This window comes from Neorhizobium tomejilense, assembly GCF_964254135.1.
In the GTDB taxonomy this organism is placed as follows: Bacteria; Pseudomonadota; Alphaproteobacteria; order Rhizobiales; family Rhizobiaceae; genus Neorhizobium; species Neorhizobium tomejilense.
The window spans coordinates 2,914,791-2,934,365 of record NZ_CAXUSO020000001.1 but is presented as its reverse complement, the minus strand read 5'-3'; the positions used below and the strand labels follow the sequence as shown (position 1 = coordinate 2,934,365).

22 protein-coding genes are annotated in these 19,575 nt (G+C 62.9%); 11 read left to right on the top strand and 11 right to left on the bottom strand.

Annotation, left to right across the window (positions count from 1 at the left end; genetic code table 11):
- Positions 1–88: 88 nt before the first annotated feature.
- The 4 genes from ACSQ3G_RS14940 (at position 89) to ACSQ3G_RS14925 (ending at position 2,276) form a co-directional block, all read left to right on the top strand.
- On the top strand, positions 89–805 hold the full coding sequence (locus ACSQ3G_RS14940) for a tellurite resistance TerB family protein (protein ID WP_436110585.1): 717 nt from the start codon (positions 89–91) through the stop codon (positions 803–805).
- An 11-nt stretch (positions 806–816) separates the two neighbouring features.
- Entirely contained in the window at positions 817–1,245 is a 429-nt protein-coding gene (locus tag ACSQ3G_RS14935; RefSeq protein ID WP_436110584.1) for a VOC family protein, read from the top strand.
- 138 nt (positions 1,246–1,383) lie between these two features.
- Positions 1,384–2,079: a GNAT family N-acetyltransferase gene (locus tag ACSQ3G_RS14930; RefSeq protein ID WP_436110583.1), complete on the top strand. Its 696-nt coding sequence runs from the start codon at positions 1,384–1,386 to the stop codon at positions 2,077–2,079.
- Positions 2,076–2,276 carry a hypothetical protein gene (locus ACSQ3G_RS14925; RefSeq protein WP_436110582.1) on the top strand — a complete coding sequence of 67 codons (201 nt, stop codon included), beginning with the start codon at positions 2,076–2,078 and terminating at the stop codon, positions 2,274–2,276. Before ACSQ3G_RS14930 ends, ACSQ3G_RS14925 begins: the two co-directional genes overlap by 4 nt.
- A 5-nt stretch (positions 2,277–2,281) precedes the next feature.
- Here ACSQ3G_RS14925 and ACSQ3G_RS14920 read toward each other — a convergent pair whose 3' ends face one another.
- Entirely contained in the window at positions 2,282–3,181 is a 900-nt protein-coding gene (locus tag ACSQ3G_RS14920; protein ID WP_436110581.1) for a LysR family transcriptional regulator, read from the bottom strand.
- A gap of 104 nt (positions 3,182–3,285) precedes the next feature.
- Here ACSQ3G_RS14920 and ACSQ3G_RS14915 point away from each other — a divergent pair, with 104 nt between their 5' ends.
- The gene (locus tag ACSQ3G_RS14915) at positions 3,286–4,275 is read left to right on the top strand and encodes a zinc-dependent alcohol dehydrogenase family protein (RefSeq protein ID WP_436110580.1); all 990 of its coding nucleotides are present in this window, start codon (positions 3,286–3,288) and stop codon (positions 4,273–4,275) included.
- Positions 4,276–4,281: 6 nt separating this feature from the next.
- Here ACSQ3G_RS14915 and ACSQ3G_RS14910 read toward each other — a convergent pair whose 3' ends face one another.
- The 4 genes from ACSQ3G_RS14910 to ACSQ3G_RS14895 form a co-directional block, all read right to left on the bottom strand.
- Positions 4,282–5,352 (bottom strand): nickel/cobalt transporter, encoded by a 1,071-nt coding sequence (locus tag ACSQ3G_RS14910; protein WP_436110579.1) that lies wholly within the window; start codon positions 5,350–5,352, stop codon positions 4,282–4,284.
- Positions 5,346–5,990 carry a DUF1007 family protein gene (locus tag ACSQ3G_RS14905; protein ID WP_436110578.1) on the bottom strand — a complete coding sequence of 215 codons (645 nt, stop codon included), beginning with the start codon at positions 5,988–5,990 and terminating at the stop codon, positions 5,346–5,348. The genes ACSQ3G_RS14910 and ACSQ3G_RS14905 overlap by 7 nt, the downstream gene beginning before the upstream one ends.
- A gap of 92 nt (positions 5,991–6,082) precedes the next feature.
- Positions 6,083–7,258, bottom strand: a complete 1,176-nt coding sequence (locus ACSQ3G_RS14900) for a glycosyltransferase (protein ID WP_436110577.1) — start codon at positions 7,256–7,258, stop codon at positions 6,083–6,085.
- Positions 7,259–7,415: 157 nt separating this feature from the next.
- Complete coding sequence (locus ACSQ3G_RS14895) at positions 7,416–8,309, bottom strand: LysR family transcriptional regulator (protein WP_105400119.1); 894 nt, start codon at positions 8,307–8,309, stop codon at positions 7,416–7,418.
- Positions 8,310–8,839: 530 nt separating this feature from the next.
- On the opposite strand from ACSQ3G_RS14895, the gene odc2 reads away from it, so the two are divergent.
- From odc2 to ACSQ3G_RS14880, 3 genes are all read left to right on the top strand, one after another.
- Entirely contained in the window at positions 8,840–9,973 is a 1,134-nt protein-coding gene (odc2, locus tag ACSQ3G_RS14890) for an ornithine/lysine decarboxylase (protein WP_046604509.1), read from the top strand.
- A gap of 121 nt (positions 9,974–10,094) precedes the next feature.
- Positions 10,095–10,664, top strand: a complete 570-nt coding sequence (locus ACSQ3G_RS14885; RefSeq protein WP_436110576.1) for a GNAT family N-acetyltransferase — start codon at positions 10,095–10,097, stop codon at positions 10,662–10,664.
- Between the two features lie 256 nt (positions 10,665–10,920).
- Entirely contained in the window at positions 10,921–11,610 is a 690-nt protein-coding gene (locus tag ACSQ3G_RS14880; RefSeq protein ID WP_436110575.1) for an OmpW/AlkL family protein, read from the top strand.
- 88 nt (positions 11,611–11,698) lie between these two features.
- On the opposite strand, the gene ACSQ3G_RS14875 is transcribed toward ACSQ3G_RS14880, so the two are convergent.
- The gene (locus ACSQ3G_RS14875; RefSeq protein ID WP_247135870.1) at positions 11,699–11,917 is read right to left on the bottom strand and encodes a tautomerase family protein; all 219 of its coding nucleotides are present in this window, start codon (positions 11,915–11,917) and stop codon (positions 11,699–11,701) included.
- Positions 11,918–11,942: 25 nt separating this feature from the next.
- Positions 11,943–12,683 (bottom strand): SDR family oxidoreductase, encoded by a 741-nt coding sequence (locus ACSQ3G_RS14870; RefSeq protein ID WP_105400123.1) that lies wholly within the window; start codon positions 12,681–12,683, stop codon positions 11,943–11,945.
- 100 nt (positions 12,684–12,783) lie between these two features.
- On the opposite strand from ACSQ3G_RS14870, the gene ACSQ3G_RS14865 reads away from it, so the two are divergent.
- Complete coding sequence (locus ACSQ3G_RS14865) at positions 12,784–13,677, top strand: LysR family transcriptional regulator (protein ID WP_436110574.1); 894 nt, start codon at positions 12,784–12,786, stop codon at positions 13,675–13,677.
- A 6-nt stretch (positions 13,678–13,683) separates the two neighbouring features.
- Here the strand turns inward: ACSQ3G_RS14865 and ACSQ3G_RS14860 are convergent, their stop codons facing one another.
- Both ACSQ3G_RS14860 and ACSQ3G_RS14855 read right to left on the bottom strand, forming a co-directional pair.
- Positions 13,684–13,923, bottom strand: coding sequence for a hypothetical protein (locus ACSQ3G_RS14860; protein ID WP_105427479.1), 240 nt, complete (start codon positions 13,921–13,923; stop codon positions 13,684–13,686).
- Entirely contained in the window at positions 13,923–14,189 is a 267-nt protein-coding gene (locus tag ACSQ3G_RS14855) for a hypothetical protein (RefSeq protein ID WP_037077316.1), read from the bottom strand. The genes ACSQ3G_RS14860 and ACSQ3G_RS14855 overlap by 1 nt, the downstream gene beginning before the upstream one ends.
- Before the next feature lie 437 nt (positions 14,190–14,626).
- On the opposite strand from ACSQ3G_RS14855, the gene ACSQ3G_RS14850 reads away from it, so the two are divergent.
- A complete protein-coding gene (locus ACSQ3G_RS14850) occupies positions 14,627–15,658 on the top strand; it encodes a serine hydrolase domain-containing protein (RefSeq protein ID WP_436110573.1) in 1,032 nt (343 codons plus the stop codon).
- 89 nt (positions 15,659–15,747) lie between these two features.
- Complete coding sequence (locus ACSQ3G_RS14845; RefSeq protein WP_436110572.1) at positions 15,748–16,905, top strand: GGDEF domain-containing protein; 1,158 nt, start codon at positions 15,748–15,750, stop codon at positions 16,903–16,905.
- A gap of 401 nt (positions 16,906–17,306) precedes the next feature.
- On the opposite strand, the gene ACSQ3G_RS14840 is transcribed toward ACSQ3G_RS14845, so the two are convergent.
- Both ACSQ3G_RS14840 and ACSQ3G_RS14835 read right to left on the bottom strand, forming a co-directional pair.
- On the bottom strand, positions 17,307–18,293 hold the full coding sequence (locus ACSQ3G_RS14840) for a WD40 repeat domain-containing protein (protein ID WP_436110571.1): 987 nt from the start codon (positions 18,291–18,293) through the stop codon (positions 17,307–17,309).
- A 58-nt stretch (positions 18,294–18,351) separates the two neighbouring features.
- Positions 18,352–19,476 (bottom strand): CobW family GTP-binding protein, encoded by a 1,125-nt coding sequence (locus ACSQ3G_RS14835; protein WP_436110570.1) that lies wholly within the window; start codon positions 19,474–19,476, stop codon positions 18,352–18,354.
- Positions 19,477–19,575 lie beyond the last annotated feature (99 nt).

Sequence of the window (19,575 nt, the reverse complement as noted above, 5' to 3'; positions counted from 1 at the left end):
CCGCGACACCAGGCCGCTCGCAACCGGCCTTTGTAATTTGGCGGTCGAATTCCTATGTCTCCCCGGAAACACAACAGGGAGATGTGCGATGTTCGACGCGAAGAAGCTTCTCGACCAATTTCTGGGGTCGCAGATTCCAGGCATGTCGGGAGGAAGTGTGAGGGACCGGGCAGGGCAGGCAACCCAGCTTGCCAAGAACAACCCGCTCGCCACCAGCGCGATTCTTGCGGCCGTCCTCGGTACCAAGACCGGCCGCAACATCGCCGGTAATGTCGCAGCGGTCGGCGGCATCGCGGCGATCGCCGGCCTCGGTTATCTCGCCTACAAGAACTATCAGTCGGGCAAATCGCCCGAAGCCGTGCCGCAGCCCGCACCGCAGGCAGACAAGCCGCTCCTGACGCCGCCGGCCGATTCTCCCTTCCATCCGCAGTCTCCCGATCTCACCAACGATTTCGCGTTGACGCTCGTGCGGGCGATGATCGCCGCCGCCAAGGCCGACGGCCATATCGACGCCGGCGAGCGCGCCAACATCATGGACAAGGTGCATGCCGTGGATCTCGGCGCCGAGGCGGAAGCCTTCATCGAGAACGAACTTGCCAATCCGGTCGATATCGACGACCTCGTCGCTGCCGCCCGGACTGAAGAGCAGAGGGTCGAGATCTACGCCGCCTCGCGCCTGACCATCGATCCGGACACCCGCGCCGAACGCGGTTATCTCGATCTGCTCGCCGGCCGCCTCGGTTTGGACGATGCGCTGATCGCCCATATCGACGCGACGGTATCTGCGGCCAAGGTCAAGGCGTAAGGCGGCCCGTCATGGCAATCCCTTTTTCTCCTGTCGGCATCGATCATGTTGTCCTTCTGGTCGACGACATGGAGCGTGCGCTTGATTTCTATTGCGGCGTCCTGGGCTGCCGGCCGGGTTATTCGTACCCGGCCCTTGGCATGGAACAGGTCTGGTGCGGGTCGTCGTTGATCGTTTTGTGGGACATAACGCATCCGGGCGGCAACAAGGCTGCTCCTCCGGTCGCCGGTGGCCGCAACGTCGATCACATCTGCATCGCCACCAGCCCTTTCGATCACGATGAACTGCGTTCGCATTTGCAGAGCCACGGTATCGAGATTGCTCAGGAGGCTTTCCACGGCGGGGCTCGAGGCATGGGGCACTCGTTCTATATCCATGATCCGTTCGGCAACAAGATCGAGATCAAGGGGCCGGCGGAATATCCGGATGGGCGACCTTGACGGCGAAGACACGGTCTTCAATCTGCCCCCGCGCGTCTTCGCGAAGTCTTGTCGCCTGACCGGCGGGCAGGGCTCTGCCTACCGGTTGCCTTTCCCCCGTCGCTGGCCTAAGCCTCAGCCACGATGCAAGAGGCTGATATGCGCGATCTGAAGAACTACAAAGTTGCCGCCCCGGCTCCGGTCACCCTCAAGGGCCGGTTCGTGACGCTCGAACCCTATGACAGGGAGACCCACGTCCAGGCACTGTGGGACGGGCTCGGCGGCGCGGAGGGCATCAATCCGCTTCTCAAATATTTCCCCAACGACGATTTTGCCGATGTCAGCGCCTTCGGCGATTGGCTGGAAAACGCCCGCGTCCATTCGAATTTCGTGACGCTCGTGTCGCGCGACAACGCAACCGGCAAGGTGGTCGGCATGGCGAGCTACATGCGGCCGGACCCGAAGAACGGCGTCATCGAGGTCGGCTCCGTGGCGCACGGCGCCGACATGAAACGTTCGCCGCTGTCGACCGAAGTGCACTACCTGATGGCCAGGCATGTGTTCGAAGGGCTTGATTACCGCCGCTACGAATGGAAATGCCACAACGAGAACGAGCCAAGCAAGGCATCCGCCCGTCGCTACGGCTTCACCTTCGAAGGCGTGTTCCGCCAGCACGTCATCTCCAAGGGCGCCAATCGCGACACCGCCTGGTTTTCGATGATCGATGTGGAATGGCCGCTCCTGAAGGCCGCCTTCGAAGCATGGCTTTCGCCCGAGAATTTCGAGGCGGACGGCACCCAGAAGCGGCGGCTCGAAGATATCCGCGCGGAGCTTGCCAAGGGAGTGGCGGCATGACGCCAGAGGCAAAATCGCAGGCGGTCGCCGCGGCGGTGATCCTCGCAGGCATCGGGCTGGTGATCTATTTCCTGCCGACGATCGTCATGTGGATCGCCCAGTTTTCCCCGGTGCTGGCCGTGGTCGTCGGCTCGATGCTGCTGCTCGGTTTCTTTGCGATCTTCTGGCTGCGAGCGCGTTACCAGCGCCGTAGATGACCGCATCAAGTCATCAGCCGGGGTAGCGCGGCGGCCAAGGCGTCGACCGTCAGGCGGACCTTGAGTGGCAGATGCGGCGTCTGCAGCCACAGCGCATAACAATCATACAGAAATGGTGGCTCCTCCGGCAGCAGCTGCACCAGCGCGCCCCGGCGGATACGTTCCCGCACCAGCCAGGAGGGCAGCCAGGCAAGCCCCATTCCCATCGCCGTCGCATCGGCAACCGCGTCGAGATCGTCAAGCCGAAAGCGATTGGGCGGCAACACTTCGACGGGTGGGGCACCATCGCGCGGAAACAGCCAGGGTGGAACGGGGCCGGTCCGGCGATAAACAACCGCCCGGTGGGACATCAGATCCTCAATCGTACGCGGTTGTCCGGTCTCGGTGATATAGGCCGGCGAGGCGCAGACGATCATCTGCTGGCGGGCCACTTTGCGGGCGATCACACCGCTCCGGTCGCCAAGCTCACCGGTCCTGATCGCCAGATCGTAGCCGTCTTCCGCAAGGTCGACGAGGCGGTCTGCAAAGGAGAGATCCAGCTCCAGCGCAGGATGCCCACGGGCAAATTCCATCAGCACGGGAAGCACGCAATGCCGGCCGAAATGGACGGGCATGGTGATGCGCAGCCTGCCGCGCGGTTCGGACTGATGGTCTGCGGCGAGCGCATCCGCGGCAGCGGCCTCCGACAGGATCAGCCGGCAGCGGTCGTAATAATCCCGCCCGAAATCCGTCAGGCTCTGGCGGCGCGTCGTGCGATGGAGAAGTCGCACGCCGAGCCGCTCTTCCAGAAACTGGACATGCTTGCCGACCATCGGCGCCGACATGTCGAGCGCGGCGGCTGCGGCCGCGAAGGAGCCGAGATCCACCGCCTTGACGAAGACGGCCATGCTGGTCAGCCGATCCATATTCAAAACACCTGGTTTCTTCTGAAATACCGAAAGGCTGATTTATCGCCGATCTGGAGATCTGCATAGCTCATTCCATTCGATTGTTTTGGAGTTTGGAAGAAATGGCACGTATCATCCGCTTTCATGAACATGGTGGGCCGGAGGTTCTGCGCATCGAGGCTTTCGAGGCTCAGCCGCCCGGCAGGAACGAGGTCCGCATCCGGGTCAAGGCGCTCGGTCTCAACCGCGCCGAAGCGCTGCTTCGCGCCGGCACCTATATCGAGACGCCGGTGCTTCCATCGGGCCTCGGGCTCGAAGCGGCCGGTATCGTCGATGCGCTCGGTGAAGGGGTGGAGAACTTCGTCGTGGGCGATGTCGTCAGCATCATACCGCCGATCTCGATGGTCCGTTGGCCCGCCTATGGCGATCTCATCACCTTTCCCGAATCGATGGTCGTCAAACATCCGGCAAGGCTCGACTTCGTCGGCGCCGTAGCGCTCTGGATGGCCTATCTGACAGCCTATGGCGCGCTGATCGGCATTGCCGGGCTCAAACGCGGTGATTTCATTGTCATCACCGCGGCATCCAGCAGTGTCGGGCTGGCGGCGATCCAGATGGCCAGGCTCGTGGGTGCCGTCCCGATTGCGGTAACGCGCAACGCGGTCAAGAAGCAGGCTCTGCTGGATATGGGAGCGGCAGAGGTGATCGCTTCTTCGGAGGAAGACCTGCAGGCGAGGCTTGAGGAGATCGCCGGGAAGGACGGTGTCCGGGTGGTGTTCGATGCGATCGGCGGGCCGATTTTCCAGCCGCTGACCGCCGCGATGTCGCGGGGCGGGATCCTCATCGAGTACGGCGGCCTGAGTGGAGAGTCGACGCCGTTTCCCCTCTTCGAGGTGCTTGCGAAACGCCTGACCTTGCGGGGCTATCTTGTCCACGAAATCACCGGCGATCCGGCTCGACTGGCGGAGGCCAGGTCCTTCATTATCGATGGTGTGGAGAGAGAGCTGTTGAAGCCGGTTGTCGCCAGGACGTTTCCGTTCGAGGAGATCGCCGAAGCGCATCGTTTTCTGGAATCGAATGAGCAGTTCGGCAAGATCGTCGTCACGGTCTGATCGGCATCAGCCGCCGGGGCCGGAGGCCTGCAGCGCGGCGCCGAGCAGCGACAGGCCGACCAGCAGCACGAACAAGGCGCCGCCGATCTCGATCGCATGGGTGACACGCCGCCCGGCGCGCGAGCCCGGGCCGGCAAAGCGCACGGCGAGATCCTTGGCGGTGACCGCGAGCGTCGCAAGGATGGTGACGGTGATTGCAGTGCCGATCGACATGGCGAGAACCGAAAGCACGCCGCCGAGATAGAGGCTGTTCAAAAGCGCGAAACTCATCACCAGGATGGCGCCGGAGCAGGGGCGCAGGCCGACCGCAATGATCGCCGACCAGGCCTCGTGCAGGCTGAAATCCTTCGACTTCAGCAGGGCGGGATCGGGCATGTGGCTGACGCCGCAGGTTTCGCAATAGTCGCCGGTGCCCTGGTAGTCGTGATCGTCGATCTCGACGGCCTGGAAATTGAGCCCGGTGGAGCCGCGTCCGTTACCGGCGGGGGCTGCCATGGGCATGTTGACGACGCGCATCCGAAGCGCCCGGATCTTCTTCACCAGCAGCCAGGCGCCGAAAAGGGCGACCATGGCGAAGCTGGCGATCTCCATCGCCTGGGTCGCTGCCGTCATGGTGATGCCCGAGCCGCGCAGCAGGAGAAAGGCCGCACCGACCAGCAGAATTGCGACCGCGCCCTGCAGCAGCGCGGAGATGAAGGAGATGACCACGCCGCGCCGGAGTTCGACCTCGTTGGCGATCATGTAGGAGGAGATCACAGCCTTGCCGTGGCCGGGGCCGGCGGCATGAAAGACGCCATAAGCGAACGACAGCCCGATCAGGCCGGACAAGGCCCAGGGGTCCTCGCGCATCGCCTTCAGCGAACCGGTCAGCGCCCGGTAGAAAGACTGCTGGTAAAAATTGATCCAGCCGAAAAACGGACCGAGCGGCCCGCCGACCGAGAAGGAGGGCTCGGCCGAACCGACGCCGAGAGGCGATTGCGCATGCGCCGAACCCGTGATCAGGATGCCTGCCGCCGCAACAACGAGAAGGGCAGGGATCATGGCCGAAGGGGAGAGGGCACGGCGGATCGTCAGCATGTCAGTTCCAGTCGGGTGGCGAAGAGTTTCGACATGTCGGTGCCGGTCGGATCGTTGAAGAAGGCGTCCGTCAGCGACTTGCTGTTCTGCGAGATCACTTCGTCGGGGTCGGGGCGCACCACCTTGTGCTGGCAATGCGAAAAACCGTCGCCCTTGACGTTCAGGTCGCCATCGGTCGGGAAGTCGATCGAGGTGTACATCGAGGGGTCGTAGACGCCGAAGGCCAGCCGGCCCTTGAGTGGCACCGGCTTTTCGGGCTTGACCGCAAACAGGACAAGGAGCTGGTTGCCGTCGAGCGAGACGTGGATCACGTCCGGCTTCTGCACCCCGACGGTCGCGCCGTTCACCGTAATCGTCGTGAAATAGTGGTAGTCGCCGAGCGACTTGCGCATCACCTCGCCGAGCGCCGCGAGTTCCTTCGCGTCGAGCTTCAGGTCGGTGTTCTTGTCGAAATCCAGCAGCACGCTCGACGAGAACACCTCGTCGAACCGCCAGACATTGTGCAGTTCCGCGATGTTGCCGTCGGTTCCGGCCACCACTTCGAGGCGCGCCTCGGCGAAGATGTGTGGATGGGCGATAGCGGGCAGCGGAAGACAGGCTGCCGCCAGCGCGACAATGGTCATGACTCGATATCGCATTCGCCCTGTGGCTCCCGGTTCGTCCGCCCCTTGCAGTGCAGCGTAAATGAGACGGAATTTCGACTCGAACCGGTCACATGTCCAGCCCCGGTCTAGTGCCGGGTGAGATTTTCCAGATGCTCCATGCGTTTGCGGAACTGGCTCTCGAAATCCCAGCCCCGGGCGAACCGAAGCGCGTTCTCGGCGCACTCCAGGATGGACGAGCGGTCCTTGTCGAGGGCGGTCAGCCGATCAGCCACCGCCCTGATGTCGCCGAGCGGGGCGATCCAGCCTGCTTTCGATTCGGCCATCAGCGCCGACCACATCCTGTTGTCGTAACCGACGATCGGCACGCCACAGCCCATCGTCTCGATATAGGTGCAGGAGGGATCCGACTGCCTGTGGCAGCTGAGGAAGATATCGGCCCGGTTGCGGGTCAGCGGCACGAGCTCCTGCTCGAAATCGACCGGATCCTTGAGGAAGACGCAGTCGTGCAGCCAGTGCCTTCGGATATCGGCGTCGATCGCACCGGAAAGGCTTCCCTCGCCGTAGATCGTCAGGGTGAAATCGACGCCCCGTTCGCCAAGCAGTCTGGCGATCGGAACGAGGTCCTGCACGCCCTTCATCGGTTCGAGCCGCCCCGAATGGATGAGCCGCAACGGCTCACCGCTCAGGAGATGCCGTTTTCGGGCGGTCATCTCCTGCGGCGTCGCGAACATCGCCGGTTTCATGCTGTTGTCGAGATAGAGGAGTTGGCTGCCGCCCATGTCGCGGTAGGCCGTGTGGGCCGGGTAACCGTTTGCCTGGATGCCGCGGGCGGCGCGGAACGCGCGCTTGCGCTTGTATTCCTGCATCACCGTCCAGGCCATGCCGTAGATTTTCCGCGGCAGGCTGCGCGTATCGTCGAGCGAGATGATCTGCAGCCGGGTCTGGTGGGTGTATTCGATCGAGTAGACCACGGCGCTCCTGGCTTTTCGAATCGCCTCGGGGGCTAAGAGGTCGAGGTAGGAATCTCCCGACAGCAGCGCGAGGTCGAAATCGGCGAGATGGTCCACCGATACCCGTTCCTCCGGCTCCAGGATGCGCACCCGGAAATCGAGCTCGCCGATGTCGTAGCGGCCGCCGAACGGTATGTCCGTCGCGCCGCGGCGAATGAAGCAGGTGACCGGCCCCGACCAATGCTGCACATGCAGGGCCATGCCGGAAACGAACTTCTTATCGAGCACCAGCTTGCCGTTCGCGGCCTCGATCACCGGTGCCGACACGAACATCGCCAGGCTTTTCTGCATGGACGTCGATCCTCCGCGATGCCGAGACTTTCGCACGCTGAGCCGCACTATGCTGATCGAAGCCAATCTCGAGCAAGCCGGCCAATAGGTCGACTTGTCGCGGAGGCGTTACCTCATTCGCCGTAGGGACCGGCGAGGCGTCGGGCGCCCGGATCGGTCAATGCTGGCGGCGGAACCAGGTGGAGAGGAAGTCCACGAAGCTCCTGACCTTGGCGGGCAGGTAGCGGCGATGCGGGTAGACCGCGTAGATGCCACGGTCCTTGGCAATATAATCGTCGAACAGCGTCACAAGCTCGCCCGACTGGATCGAGGCGTTGGCAATGAAATCCGGGATGATCGCGACGCCGAGGCCCGCGCGGGCGGCACGCAACGTCGCCTGCGGACTGTTGATCTCGACCGGGCCGCTGACGGCGACCGAGATCGTCGAGCCATCCTTGTCGGTGAAGCGGACATTGTTGTGCCAGCGGGAGTTGGTGTCGATGATGAAGGGAACGCGGTTCAGGTCCTGCGGATGTTCGAGCGGGCCGTATTTGGCGACGAAATCGGCGGTCGCTACCGTATAGACCCGGAAGTCGGACAGCTTTCGGGCGATCAGCCCGGAATCCTCGAGCTTGGTGATTCGGATCGCGAGGTCGAAATTTTCCTCGATCAGGTCGACGAACCGGTCCTCGGCGACGATTTCCAGCGACACTTCCGTGTGGCTCTTGGCGAAATCGATCAGCGACTGGCCGACCTCGGCATCGATGAAGGTCCGGGGCACGGAAACGCGCAGGCGTCCCTTCAGGTCGGCATTGTTCTCGCGCACCAGGTCGGCGAGATTGTCGATCTCTTTCAGGATGTCGGCGGCGGTCCGGTAATAGGTGTGGCCGGCCTCGGTCATCGAGAACTGGCGGGTAGTGCGATTGAGCAGCAGCGCGCCGAGATCGTCTTCCAGTTCGCGCACGTATTTGGAAAGCAGAGCCTTCGACCGCCCGGTCCGCCGGGCTGCGGCTGAAAAGCCTTCTGCTTCAACCACATCGATGAAGGCCCGCATGCGCGTTAGAGTGTCCAAATGTCGCCCCTTTTAGTCTGGTCGATCCTAGTTGGGATTTAGCATGGAATTGTGCAATGCGAAATTTCGGTGATGGGCAAAAAAACTCTTGATTATGACTGCGAATATTCTTATCTCCCCGGTCAGCCCAAAGTCGCACGTGCCCGTGGGTGTCCGCCGACCCTCTATTTGGTGAGGTCATCGGTAAGGTACCTGGAACTAACCCCTCCAGTCGCTATTCCGGCCATCCGGGAAATGCGAGGACATCTGAAGCAACGACGGTGCGGGCCTTTTTGTTCTCTCCCTGCTTTCCATCAGCGGGGGTTACTGAAGAGGCACACCATCATTGCCGGAAGTGCGGTAGGGACCTCCCTCCAATCCATGGCAGACAAAGCCGGATCATTGTTCGTGGCAGAGCGTTGATCCACTTATCGCGCGTTTGAGCGTGTTCACGGTACCGGTGTCTCCACCAACCGGGCTGAACGCATTCTCATCCGTCCTTTGTCCTCCGGTTCACAGCCGGAGCTTTGAGATTTTGAAGGGACTGACCGATGACCACTGCTCGCATCCTTGACTTCATCAAGACCCAGCGTCCCGAAGGACCGTATCTTGTTGTCGATCTCGACGTCGTGCGCGACAATTTCACCGCCTTCCGTCATGCACTGCCGGACAGCGCGATTTATTACGCGGTCAAGGCCAACCCGGAACCGGCAATCCTGAAGCTGCTCGCTTCGATGGGTTCCAACTTCGATTGCGCCTCGGTCGCCGAAATCCAGATGGCGCTCGACGCCGGCGCGTCCGCCGACCGCATCTCCTTCGGCAACACGATCAAGAAGGAACGCGACATCGCTCGCGCCTTCGCGCTCGGCGTCGGCCTCTATGCGGTCGACAGCCACGAGGAAGTCGAGAAGATCTCTCGTGCGGCTCCCGGCGCAAAGGTATTCTGCCGCGTGCTGACCGATGGCGAAGGCGCCGAATGGCCGCTGTCGCGCAAGTTCGGCTGCGTGCCGCAGATGGCCGTCGACGTGCTCGTCTACGCGCACCAGATGGGCCTCGAGTCCTACGGCGTGTCGTTCCATGTCGGCTCGCAGATGACCAAGGTCGATGCCTGGGATGCGGCTCTTGCCGATGCCAAGCGCGTCTTCGGTTCGCTTGCAAAGCAGGGCATCGTTCTGCAGATGGTCAACATGGGCGGCGGTTTCCCGACCAAGTACCTGCGCGACGTGCCGAAGGCCGAAGAATACGGCAAGGCGATCTTCGCTTCGCTGCGCAAGTATTTCGGCAACAACCTGCCGAAGACGATCATCGAGCCGGGTCGCGGCATGGTCGGCAATGCGGGCGTCATCAAGGCTGAAGTCGTCCTCGTGTCGAAGAAGTCGGACAACGACAATCACCGATGGGTCTTCCTCGACATCGGCAAGTTCGGCGGTCTCGCCGAAACCATGGACGAGGCCATCCGCTACCCGATCCGCACCGAGCGGGACGGCGACGAGATGGAACCCTGCGTTCTCGCCGGCCCGACCTGCGACAGCGCCGACGTGATGTACGAGAAGAACATGTATCCGCTGCCGGTGACGCTCACCATCGGCGACGAGGTTCTGATCGAAGGCACCGGCGCCTATACGACGACCTACTCGGCCGTCGCCTTCAACGGTTTCGACCCCCTGAAGGCGTACGTCATCTAAGGCGGCTTTGCCTGCCTAACTGGCGTCATCCAATACCGCCGGCCCCGTAACCAGCCGGGGCGGCAAATTCACAATTCCTCTTCATCGCCGCTCATAACGGTATTGGGTACGGGAGGCCACGATGGCCGCTGTTCTTGATTCTGTACGCGCATTCTTTGCGCCTAACTCCACTTTCACCATCGACGCCGAAACGCCGGCCGACGTGGTCGCCCGCGAGACCCTGCTCGACCGCGCCATGGGCCCGGATCGTCGCCGGAAGTCGTCGGAAAAGATCCGCCGCAATCGCGTGCCGGCCGAAGGGCTCGCCATCGTTGCCCGCGACGGCGCCGGCCACGTGATCGGCACCGTGCGTCTTTGGAACGTAGAGGCCGGCATTTCGTCCGAAGGCCAGGCCATCGATGCGCTGCTGCTCGGCCCGCTCGCGGTCGATTGCGCTCATGAAGGCAAGGGCATCGGGGCGGCGCTGATGCGTGCAGCGATCACCGAGGCGCACAAGCGCGGCCACGGTGCTGTCCTGCTGGTCGGCGATGCGGCCTATTACGAACGGTTCGGCTTCTTCGCCGACAGGACCCGGCATCTCGTCATGCCCGGCCCCTTCGAGCGCTCTCGTTTCCTGGCGCTCGAACTCAAGGCCGGCTGGCTTGAAGGTGCCGCCGGCATGATCGTCGCCAACGGGCGCAAGCTGGCCTGACAAAGGTCGAGTTTTCGGCCCAAGGCATTCAGCACTCAAGGCCTCGCGCCCCGACGATCTGCTCAGACCCCGCCTCTCCGGTGGAGCGTTCCTGTTGGAGCGCCCGCGGGGAGGCGGGGTTTTTCGTGCGACAAATTCTCCGTTTCGGGCCGCCGCCGCGCATCCGCCGGCAGCGGTTGATCCGGATCAATCCGGCTCTCGCTGCCCGCGCCTAAGCCTTTCCCTGCAAGATCAAAACGCAAGCAGGAGAGCTTACATGGACACGAGCGGGGCACGGCATCTGAGATGGATCGCGGGCGCGGGTGCGGCTTTTTTCGCATTCGGGGCAGCGGCGGCGGATCTGACGCCCGTTTCCGTTGCCCCTCCGGCGGAGGAACCCGTGGCGGCATCGAGCCCCTGGCGGATCCGCGTGCGCGGCTTGGGCGTCATCACTGAGAACCGCGGTTCGGTCAACGGCGTGCCGGGTTCGGACCTCTCCTTTTCCGACTCGGTCATCCCCGAACTCGATATCAGCTACTTCTTCACCGACAATATTGCGGCCGAACTGGTCCTCGGGACGACCTATGCAAATATCAGGGAAGACGGTGCCGTCGGCGTGCCGGTCGGCCGCGCCTGGCTTCTGCCGCCGACGCTGACGCTGCAATACCACTTCACCGATTTCGGCGCCTTTAAGCCCTATGTCGGTGCCGGCGTCAATTATTCGCTCTTCTACAACCAGTCCGAAAAGCCTGGCTTCCACAATCTGGACGTCGAGAACAATGTCGGCGCGGCCCTGCAGGTCGGTTTCGATTACATGATCGACCAGCACTGGGGCGTGAACTTCGACGTGAAGAAGATTTTTCTCGAAACCAAATGGAAAGCCGACCACGACGTACTCGGGCCGCTGAGCGGCAAGGCGAAAATCAATCCCTGGTTGATCGGGGCAGGCGTCACCTACCACTTCTAGAAAAACAAAAAGACCGGTGGGGGACGGGGCCGGCGCCAGACAGGTGGCGCCGGCCTTTGTTTTTTAGTTTCGCGGTGAATTGCGTTTCTCAGTCGCTGTCCTTGGCCCGATAGGCATCCGGGGTGATGTAGATCTCGTCGGCACGGCCGTATCCGCCGTCCTTGACCTCTTCGATCAGCACCATGGTGTGAGGCCGTGCGGCCTCGCTCAGGTATTCGACCAGCATCTCGGTGGTGCGGTGGACGATCTCTTGCTTCTGGGCCTTGCTGAGCGCGGCTTCGGGCGTCTTGATGTTCACGAATGGCATCGTTCTATCCTTTGGTTTTGGTGTTTCAGATCATGCCGCCATTGGCGCGCAGCACCTGGCCGTTGACCCAGCCACCGTCCGGGCCTGCGAGGAAGGAGACGACGGTGGCGATCTCCTGCGGCTGACCGAGGCGGCTGAGCGGGATTGTCTTGACGATGTTCCGGACCAGTTCGTCGGACTTGCCGGTCATGAACATCTCGGTTTCGACAGGGCCTGGCGCGACTGCGTTGACGGTGATCCCGCGCCGGCCGAGTTCCTTGGAGGCAACGTGGGTCATCGCTTCGACGGCCGCCTTGGTGGCGGCATAACCGCCATAGGCCGGTCCGTAGACGCCGACGACGCTCGACGAGAAATTGATGATGCGGCCGCCGTCGCGCAGCCGCTTGCCTGCTTCGCGGATGCCGCGGAACGTGCCCATCAGGTTCGTGGCAAGCTGGAATTCGAAAGTCTCGTCGTCCATCTCGGCGAGCGGTGCAAGCCGCATCACGCCGGCATTGTTGACGAGGATGTCGGCACCGCCGAAGCTTTGTTCGGCGGCGTCGAACAGGGTTGCGGCAGCGGTCGGGCTGCCGACATCCGCCTGCACCGCGACCGCCTTGCCGCCGCCCGCTTCGATCTGTGCAACGACCTCGTCGGCGGCCTGCCGGCTGGTCGCATAGTTGACGACGACGGCGATGCCGTCTTCAGCGAGGCGGAGCGCAATGGCTCTGCCGATACCTTTTGAAGCGCCTGTGACGATCGCGACGCGTTGTCCGTTGGTGGTCATGGGATCTCTCCTTGGTTGGTGGGCAGGAGATATTGCTGACACGGCTTAAGAACAATTGGCGGCGAATTGACATCAGAATTCGCCTGTGGTGAACAAGGCCATGGATCGCCTCGACCGCATGCAGCTCTTTGTCCGGATCGTCGAACGGCGCAGTTTTTCCGCTGCGGCCGCGGATCTAGGCCTTGCCCGTTCGACCGTCACCGAAGCGGTCAAACAGCTCGAGGAGGGGATCGGCACGCGACTTCTGGAGCGGACGACGCGCTACGTCACCCCGACGCTCGACGGCCGGGCCTTCTACGAGCGTTGCCTCGCGATCCTCGCGGAGGTGGACGAGGCGGAGAACATCTTTCGCGACGCGCAGCCGCGCGGCCTGCTGCGTGTCGACGCGCACGGGTTCCTGACCCGCACCTTCCTCTTGCCGCGCCTTCATGAATTCCTCGACCGCTATCCGCTCCTGGAACTGCAGATCGGCCAGGGAGACCGGCTGGTGGATCTCGTTCGCGAAGGTGTGGACTGCGTCATCCGGGCAGGCGAGATCGACGACAGCGGGCTGATCATGCGCAGGCTCGGAACCATCACCGAGATCACCTGCGCCAGCCGCGCCTATGTCGAGAAGCATGGCATGCCGAAATCACCCGATGCGCTGGAAGGGCATCTCGCCATCGGCTTCCTCTCGTCGCGCACCGGCCAGATCATGCCGCTCGAATTCATGGTCGGGGAGGAGGTGCGCTACGTCACCCTTCCAAGCCGGCTGACGGTCAACAATTCCGACACGATGGTCGATCTCGCCCGCCGCGGCTTCGGGCTGATGCAGGCGCCGCGTTATCGCCTGCAGCGGGATATCGACGAGGGCGTGCTCGTCGAAGTGCTGGCCGATTTCCCGCCGCCGCCGACACTGCTTTCGGCGCTTTATCCGCAGAACCGCCAGCTTTCGCCGCGGGTGCGCGTTTTCCTCGACTGGATCGTCAAGGTGTTCGCCGAAGCCGGGCTTTGAGGTGTCCTACGGCCGGTAGATCGCCTGCAGCTTGGCAAGGTCGGCGATCTTTAGTTCGACAGGATCCAGGTCGTCGCGCGAAGGCTTGAACCACGCGGCCGCTTCCTGGATATGCCGGCCATAGGGCTCCGGATACATGCTCAGACCCATGACCCACTGGCGAACGATTTCCCGGTCCATGCGCCCCGAGGCATAACGGTCGTGCATGGTCTTGGCGGATGTGGTCAGGTCTTCGACATTCTTCATCAATGCACCGCAGGATTGGGTTCGGGTTCGCCGAAGAAGGAGCGGATGCCGTCGCGCTCGACGGTCGCCAGGAACTCGTCGAAGGCTTCGCGGTCGGTCGGAAACGGCTCTTCCCAGGTGGTGACGTCATCCTCTTCGGTGATGACTTCGAGCGTCCAGTCGCCCTGGGTGCCGGCAGGGCGGTAGATATCGACCAGCACGGTAATGCCGTCGTCGGTGAATTCGCCGGCGAGTTCGGAATGTTCGGTCTTGGGTGCCTTGGCCATGTCGTATCCGATCGTATAAACGGCTGTCCCGGCGCTGCGGGTCCGGTCCAGTGAGGGAATCGGCTACGCAACGATGAAGACGGTCGGGATGGTCCAATACACTGCTTTCCGTTTTTGCTCCACCGTGGATGATCCTTGAAGGTATTCGTTGCTGGAGGAATCGGAACGGGGCCTCGCATATGCGGTCTGCCCCTCATCCGCCTGCCGGCACCTTCTCCCCGTCAGGACGGGGAGAAGGACATATGCCGCGACGTCGCGGTTTCCCTCGCCCCGCTTGCGGGGAGAGGGTGCGCCGAGCGAAGCGGAGGCGGGGTGAGGGGCAAGCCGCGTATTCGGTTGTCCATGCGCGGAGGAAGTAGCTTCACACTCCATCATCTCTGCGTGAATCCACCCTTTCCGCCATAGTCTCGGCCGCCTGGCCGTCCTAGCTTCGCGGCATGATCACACGCCGCGCAACCCTCCTGTCCCTGCCATTCGCTCTGATTGCGGCCCGCAGCCTTGCGCAGGACGCTCCCCTCCCACCCGTGCCGCAGCCGCCCGTGACGCTCGATACCGTGCTCGGCGGTGCGGCGGAGCTGGAGCCCTTGAAGGTCGTTCTGGTCGCCCGTAGTGGCGAGATGCTGGCCGAGCGGGCGTTCAACGGTCATTCGCTGGACGCCTCCACCAACATCAAGTCAGCCTCGAAATCGATCATCTCGGCTTTGACAGGCATCGCCATCGACCGCCGGCTGCTCGAAGGTCCGGACCAGAAGATCGCGCCGATCCTGAAGGCCGACCTGCCGGCCGATCCGGACCCGCGCATCCACACGATCACCGTCGGCAATCTTCTCTCGATGCAGGCGGGGCTCGGAAGGTTGTCCGGGCCGAACTATGGCCGCTGGATCGCGAGCCGCAACTGGGTGCGGTTCGCACTCGCCCAGCCGTTCGACGACGATCCCGGCGGTTCGATGCTCTATTCGACCGCCTCCAGTCACCTGCTTTCGGCGGTCCTCACCAAGGTGGGCGGGAAGTCGACGCTGGCGCTGGCGCGGGAATGGCTGGATCCGGTCGACGGGTTCCGGATCGGCTCCTGGGAACGCGACCGTCAGGGCATCTATCTCGGCGGCAACCAGATGGCGATGACCGCCCGCTCGCTTCTGGCGTTCGGGGAACTCTACCGCAACGGCGGCAAGACGAAGGACGGCCGCCAGGTCGTCTCGAAGGACTGGATCGACCAGTCCTGGACGCCGCGCACCAATTCGCGCTTTTCCGGCGACGGTTACGGATACGGCTGGTTCCTGCGCAATATCGGCGGCGAGGAGGTCAAGTTCGGCTGGGGTTATGGCGGGCAGATGCTCTATATCGTGCCGTCGCTCGGCCTCACCGTGGTGATGACGTCAGACGAAAGCGGCCCCTCGGCCCGCAGCGGTTATCGCGACGACCTGCACAACCTGCTCGCCGAAATCATCGGAGCTGTCCGCATCGTTTGAAGCCAGTTTGTATAAACTTGAATGACCGGGCACACCAAATCGTAACCGCCTGACGCTAGCATGCCCCGCGTCGCCATTGGGGGTGTTTCATGCTGGATCTGCGGACGATTTATATCGTCTCGGCTATGACCTGCTCGGTCCTGGGCATCGTCCAGATGATCGCCTATTCCAGCGGCCGGTTTGAACGCTGGCTGTTCTGGTGGAGCGCCAGCGGCATCGTCATCGGAGCCGGCCTGTTCAGCATCGGCCTGCGGAACGTGTTCCCGGATGTCGTCTCGGTCCTGATCGGCAACAACCTGATCCTGGTCGGCTATCTGTTGTTGATCGTCTCCGTCCGGCTTTTCGGCGGTCGTCCGGCTCGCTGGGGCCTTAGTTGGCTGATTCTCGCCGTTCTTTCGGCGCCGCTGATCCTCTTATGGCGGGACGATGCCAGTACTGCGCCGCGCATCGCCATCTTCTCGCTCGTCTGCGCCCTCGGCGACCTCCTGGTGATGCTGGAGGGTATTCGCCTCGCACGGCAGGAGAGGCTGCGGTCGGCATGGCTGGTCGCGGCGATCTACCTGCCGACTGCCGCCATCTTTGCAGCGCGCGCCCTTCTGGCGGTGACGGGCTGGATCGGAGAGGGCGGCCTGTTTGCCGCCGGCAACGGTGCTGATGCCTGGCTGGGGCTCTGGGCGGCGCCCTTCCTGGCACTGCGAAGCATCGTCATCAATCTGATGGCGGCCGAACGGGCGGGAAACAAGCTCACCTACCTAGCGGATCGCGACGCCCTGACCGGCGTGCTCAACCGCGGCGGCCTGATGCGCTCCTATGTTGGTCTCGAGCCGGGGCCGGTCGCCCTGATGCTGATCGATGTCGACCGTTTCAAGCAGCTCAACGACACGCATGGTCATGGGGTTGGCGACGAGGTGTTGCGGCGGTTCGCCTCCTCGGCATCCCCGCACCTGCGCAGCCACGATCTCTTCGCTCGGCAGGGCGGCGACGAGTTTGTGATCGTCCTCAAAGGATGCCCGGTCGAAAAGGCAGTCGAGACGGCCCAGAAGATCCGCGCCGCCTTTGCCGCTTCCCTCGCCGAAATGGAGGGCCTTGTCGTGCAGCCGACACTCAGCATCGGCGTGGCGACCGAGATATGCGGTCCTGGCGACCTCGAAACCCTGCTGCAGCGGGCCGACCTGGCGCTTTATGCCCGCAAGCGCAACGGCCGCGACGGTATCGATACGTTCGAGGAAGGCCGCCAAGCGGCGTGAAGGCGGGGACGCTTTCGCCGGGGCGAACGGAAATTCCCTTTTCGTTTGAAGCATTTTTCCGTCGAAAGAATTCCGCGGCATCCCCGCCTGCGCCGGCGCGGGTATAGTGGTCGCGTCACAGGGCAGGGGCCGGGTCGCGAACCGGGTCGCATCCCACGGAGAGCATCCGGCGTCCGGTGATGGTCGTAAAGGCAAGGAAGGCGCCGTCAGAGCGCCGACCGTCGAAAGGTTCAAGTTTCGGATCCAGACCATCCGTTACCCGCCTTTCGGAAAAAACCGGAGCGATCGGACAGGCAGCACGGCCTGACACCCATACCACTTCATACACGCTGCCTGCCCATCCCGCATGGACCAGGCCGCGGCGGAGATTTCTCCGCCGCGGTTATTCGTGCTGCGAGATTTCAGGCTGCAATATCGATGACGCCGCAGTCGCCGGCATCGGACGCGAAGGCGACGAGCTTGCCGCTGGCGCTCCAGCTCAATCCGGTAATGCCGCCCTTGCCGGGCCGGCGCAGCAAAGCTTCCTTTGCGTCGGCGAGCCTGACGCCAAGGATCATGCCGTCGATGAAACCGATGGCGAGCACTTCCTCGGCCGGATGGAAGGCCACCGAGGTGACCATGATATTGGCGCGGGTGCCGAGTTCCTGCGGCGCCTTGCCCATCGGCCCGTCCTTTGCCGAAAACGGCCAGACGATCGCCGCCGGGGCGCCCGACGAGGCAAGCCATTTGCCCTTCGGCGACCAGGAGAGAGATTTCACCTTGCCCGGATAACCGGTCATCCGCATGTGACGGTTTTCGCCCGGCTTGCCGTCGAGCTTCCAGCCATGCAGGGCGTTTTCCTGCATGGTCGTCACCAGGAAACGCCCGTCGGGGGAGAAGGTGACGGCGTTATGGGCGCCCTTCCATTCGAGATCGACCGGCGGCGCATTGGTGCCGACCCAGTGCAACGAAACGCCGTTGTAACGGGCAGCCGCGATCCTAAGGCCCTTGCCGGCGAAGGCGAGGCCTTCGACGCTGCGCTCTTCGGGAAATTCCTTCAGCGTACCGTCGCTCTGCTTCACGAAGCTCGACTTGCCATGCGCATAGGCGACCGCATTCTGCGGGCCGCCGGCGATAACGCTGATCCATTTGCGGGGCGCTTCGGCGATCAGGGTCGCCTCGCCATTGCTGCCGATACGCATCACCTTGCCGTCCTCGCCGCCGGTCAGCAGCGTGGCGCTGAAGGGATCGCGGATGCAGGTCAGCAGACCCTGATGGGCCTCCGTGACTTTCTCGCCGCCATCCAGACGGTGGATCGTGCCGGCGGCGGTGGCGAAGAATGGAACGTCGCCGAGGAAATGCGCGGCGACGACATGGCCTTCGAGATCAAGCGGTGCAACAGTCGGCATCAGGCAGCATTGCTCCTGAGCATGACGTGGTCCGAAAACCGCTTCACACTTTTCGGCGTCATGCCGCTACCTCACAAGCCCTGAAGCTCTTCTCGATCTTGTCGACATCGAGATCGCGGCCGATGAAGACGAGGCGCGATTCGCGCTTTTCGCCATCCTTCCACGGCCGCTGGTGGTCGCCCTCGACGATCATGTGGACGCCCTGCACGACATAACGTTCCTCGTCGCCCTTGAAGGCGATGATGCCCTTCAGGCGCAGGATGCTCGGGCCATCCGTCTGGGTGATCTTCTGGATCCAGGGGAAGAACCGTTCCGGGTTCATCTCGCCGCCGCGCAGCGAGATCGACTTCACGGTCACGTCATGGATCGGCGACATCTCGCCGTGGTGATGATGGTGGTGATCATGGCCGTGATGATCGTGATCGTGGTCATGCGCATGGTGGTCATGGTCGTGATCATGATGATGGTGGTCGTGCCCATGGTCATGGTCGCAATCGGGGCCGCAGACATGGTCGTCATGGCCCTGATCGAGGAAGTGCGGGTCGTTTTCGAGCGCGCGTTCCAGGTTGAAAGCGCCCTGGTCGAGCACGCGGGCGAGATCGACGCCGGAACGAGTGGTCTTGTAGACACGGGCTGTCGGGTTGATGGCGCGGACGACATCTTCGATGATCGCCAGTTCTTCCGGCGAAACGAGGTCGGTCTTGTTGATGACGACGACGTCGGCAAAGGCGATCTGGTCTTCAGCCTCGCGGCTGTCCTTCAGGCGCAGCGGCAGGTGCTTGGCATCGACAAGTGCCACGACCGCATCGAGCTCGGTCTTGGCGCGCACGTCGTCGTCCATGAAGAAGGTCTGGGCGACCGGCACCGGATCGGCAAGCCCGGTGGTCTCGACGATGATGCCGTCGAAGCGGCCCGGGCGGCGCATCAGGCCCTCGACGACGCGGATCAGGTCGCCGCGTACCGTGCAGCAGACGCAGCCGTTGTTCATTTCGTAGATTTCTTCGTCCGACTCGACGATCAGGTCGTTGTCGATGCCGATCTCACCGAACTCGTTGACGATGACCGCGTATTTCTTGCCATGGCTTTCGGAGAGAATGCGGTTGAGGAGCGTCGTCTTGCCGGCGCCGAGATAACCGGTGAGCACGGTGACGGGAACGGGCTTGACGGGGGCTGTTTCGGTCATGGAAACCTCGAGGACTTGAGAGCGCCCGATCGGCGCGGAAGCTTTGTTCGTCTCATATAAGGGCAAGCCGGGACGAGTTCAAAGGGTTTGTATGTTATA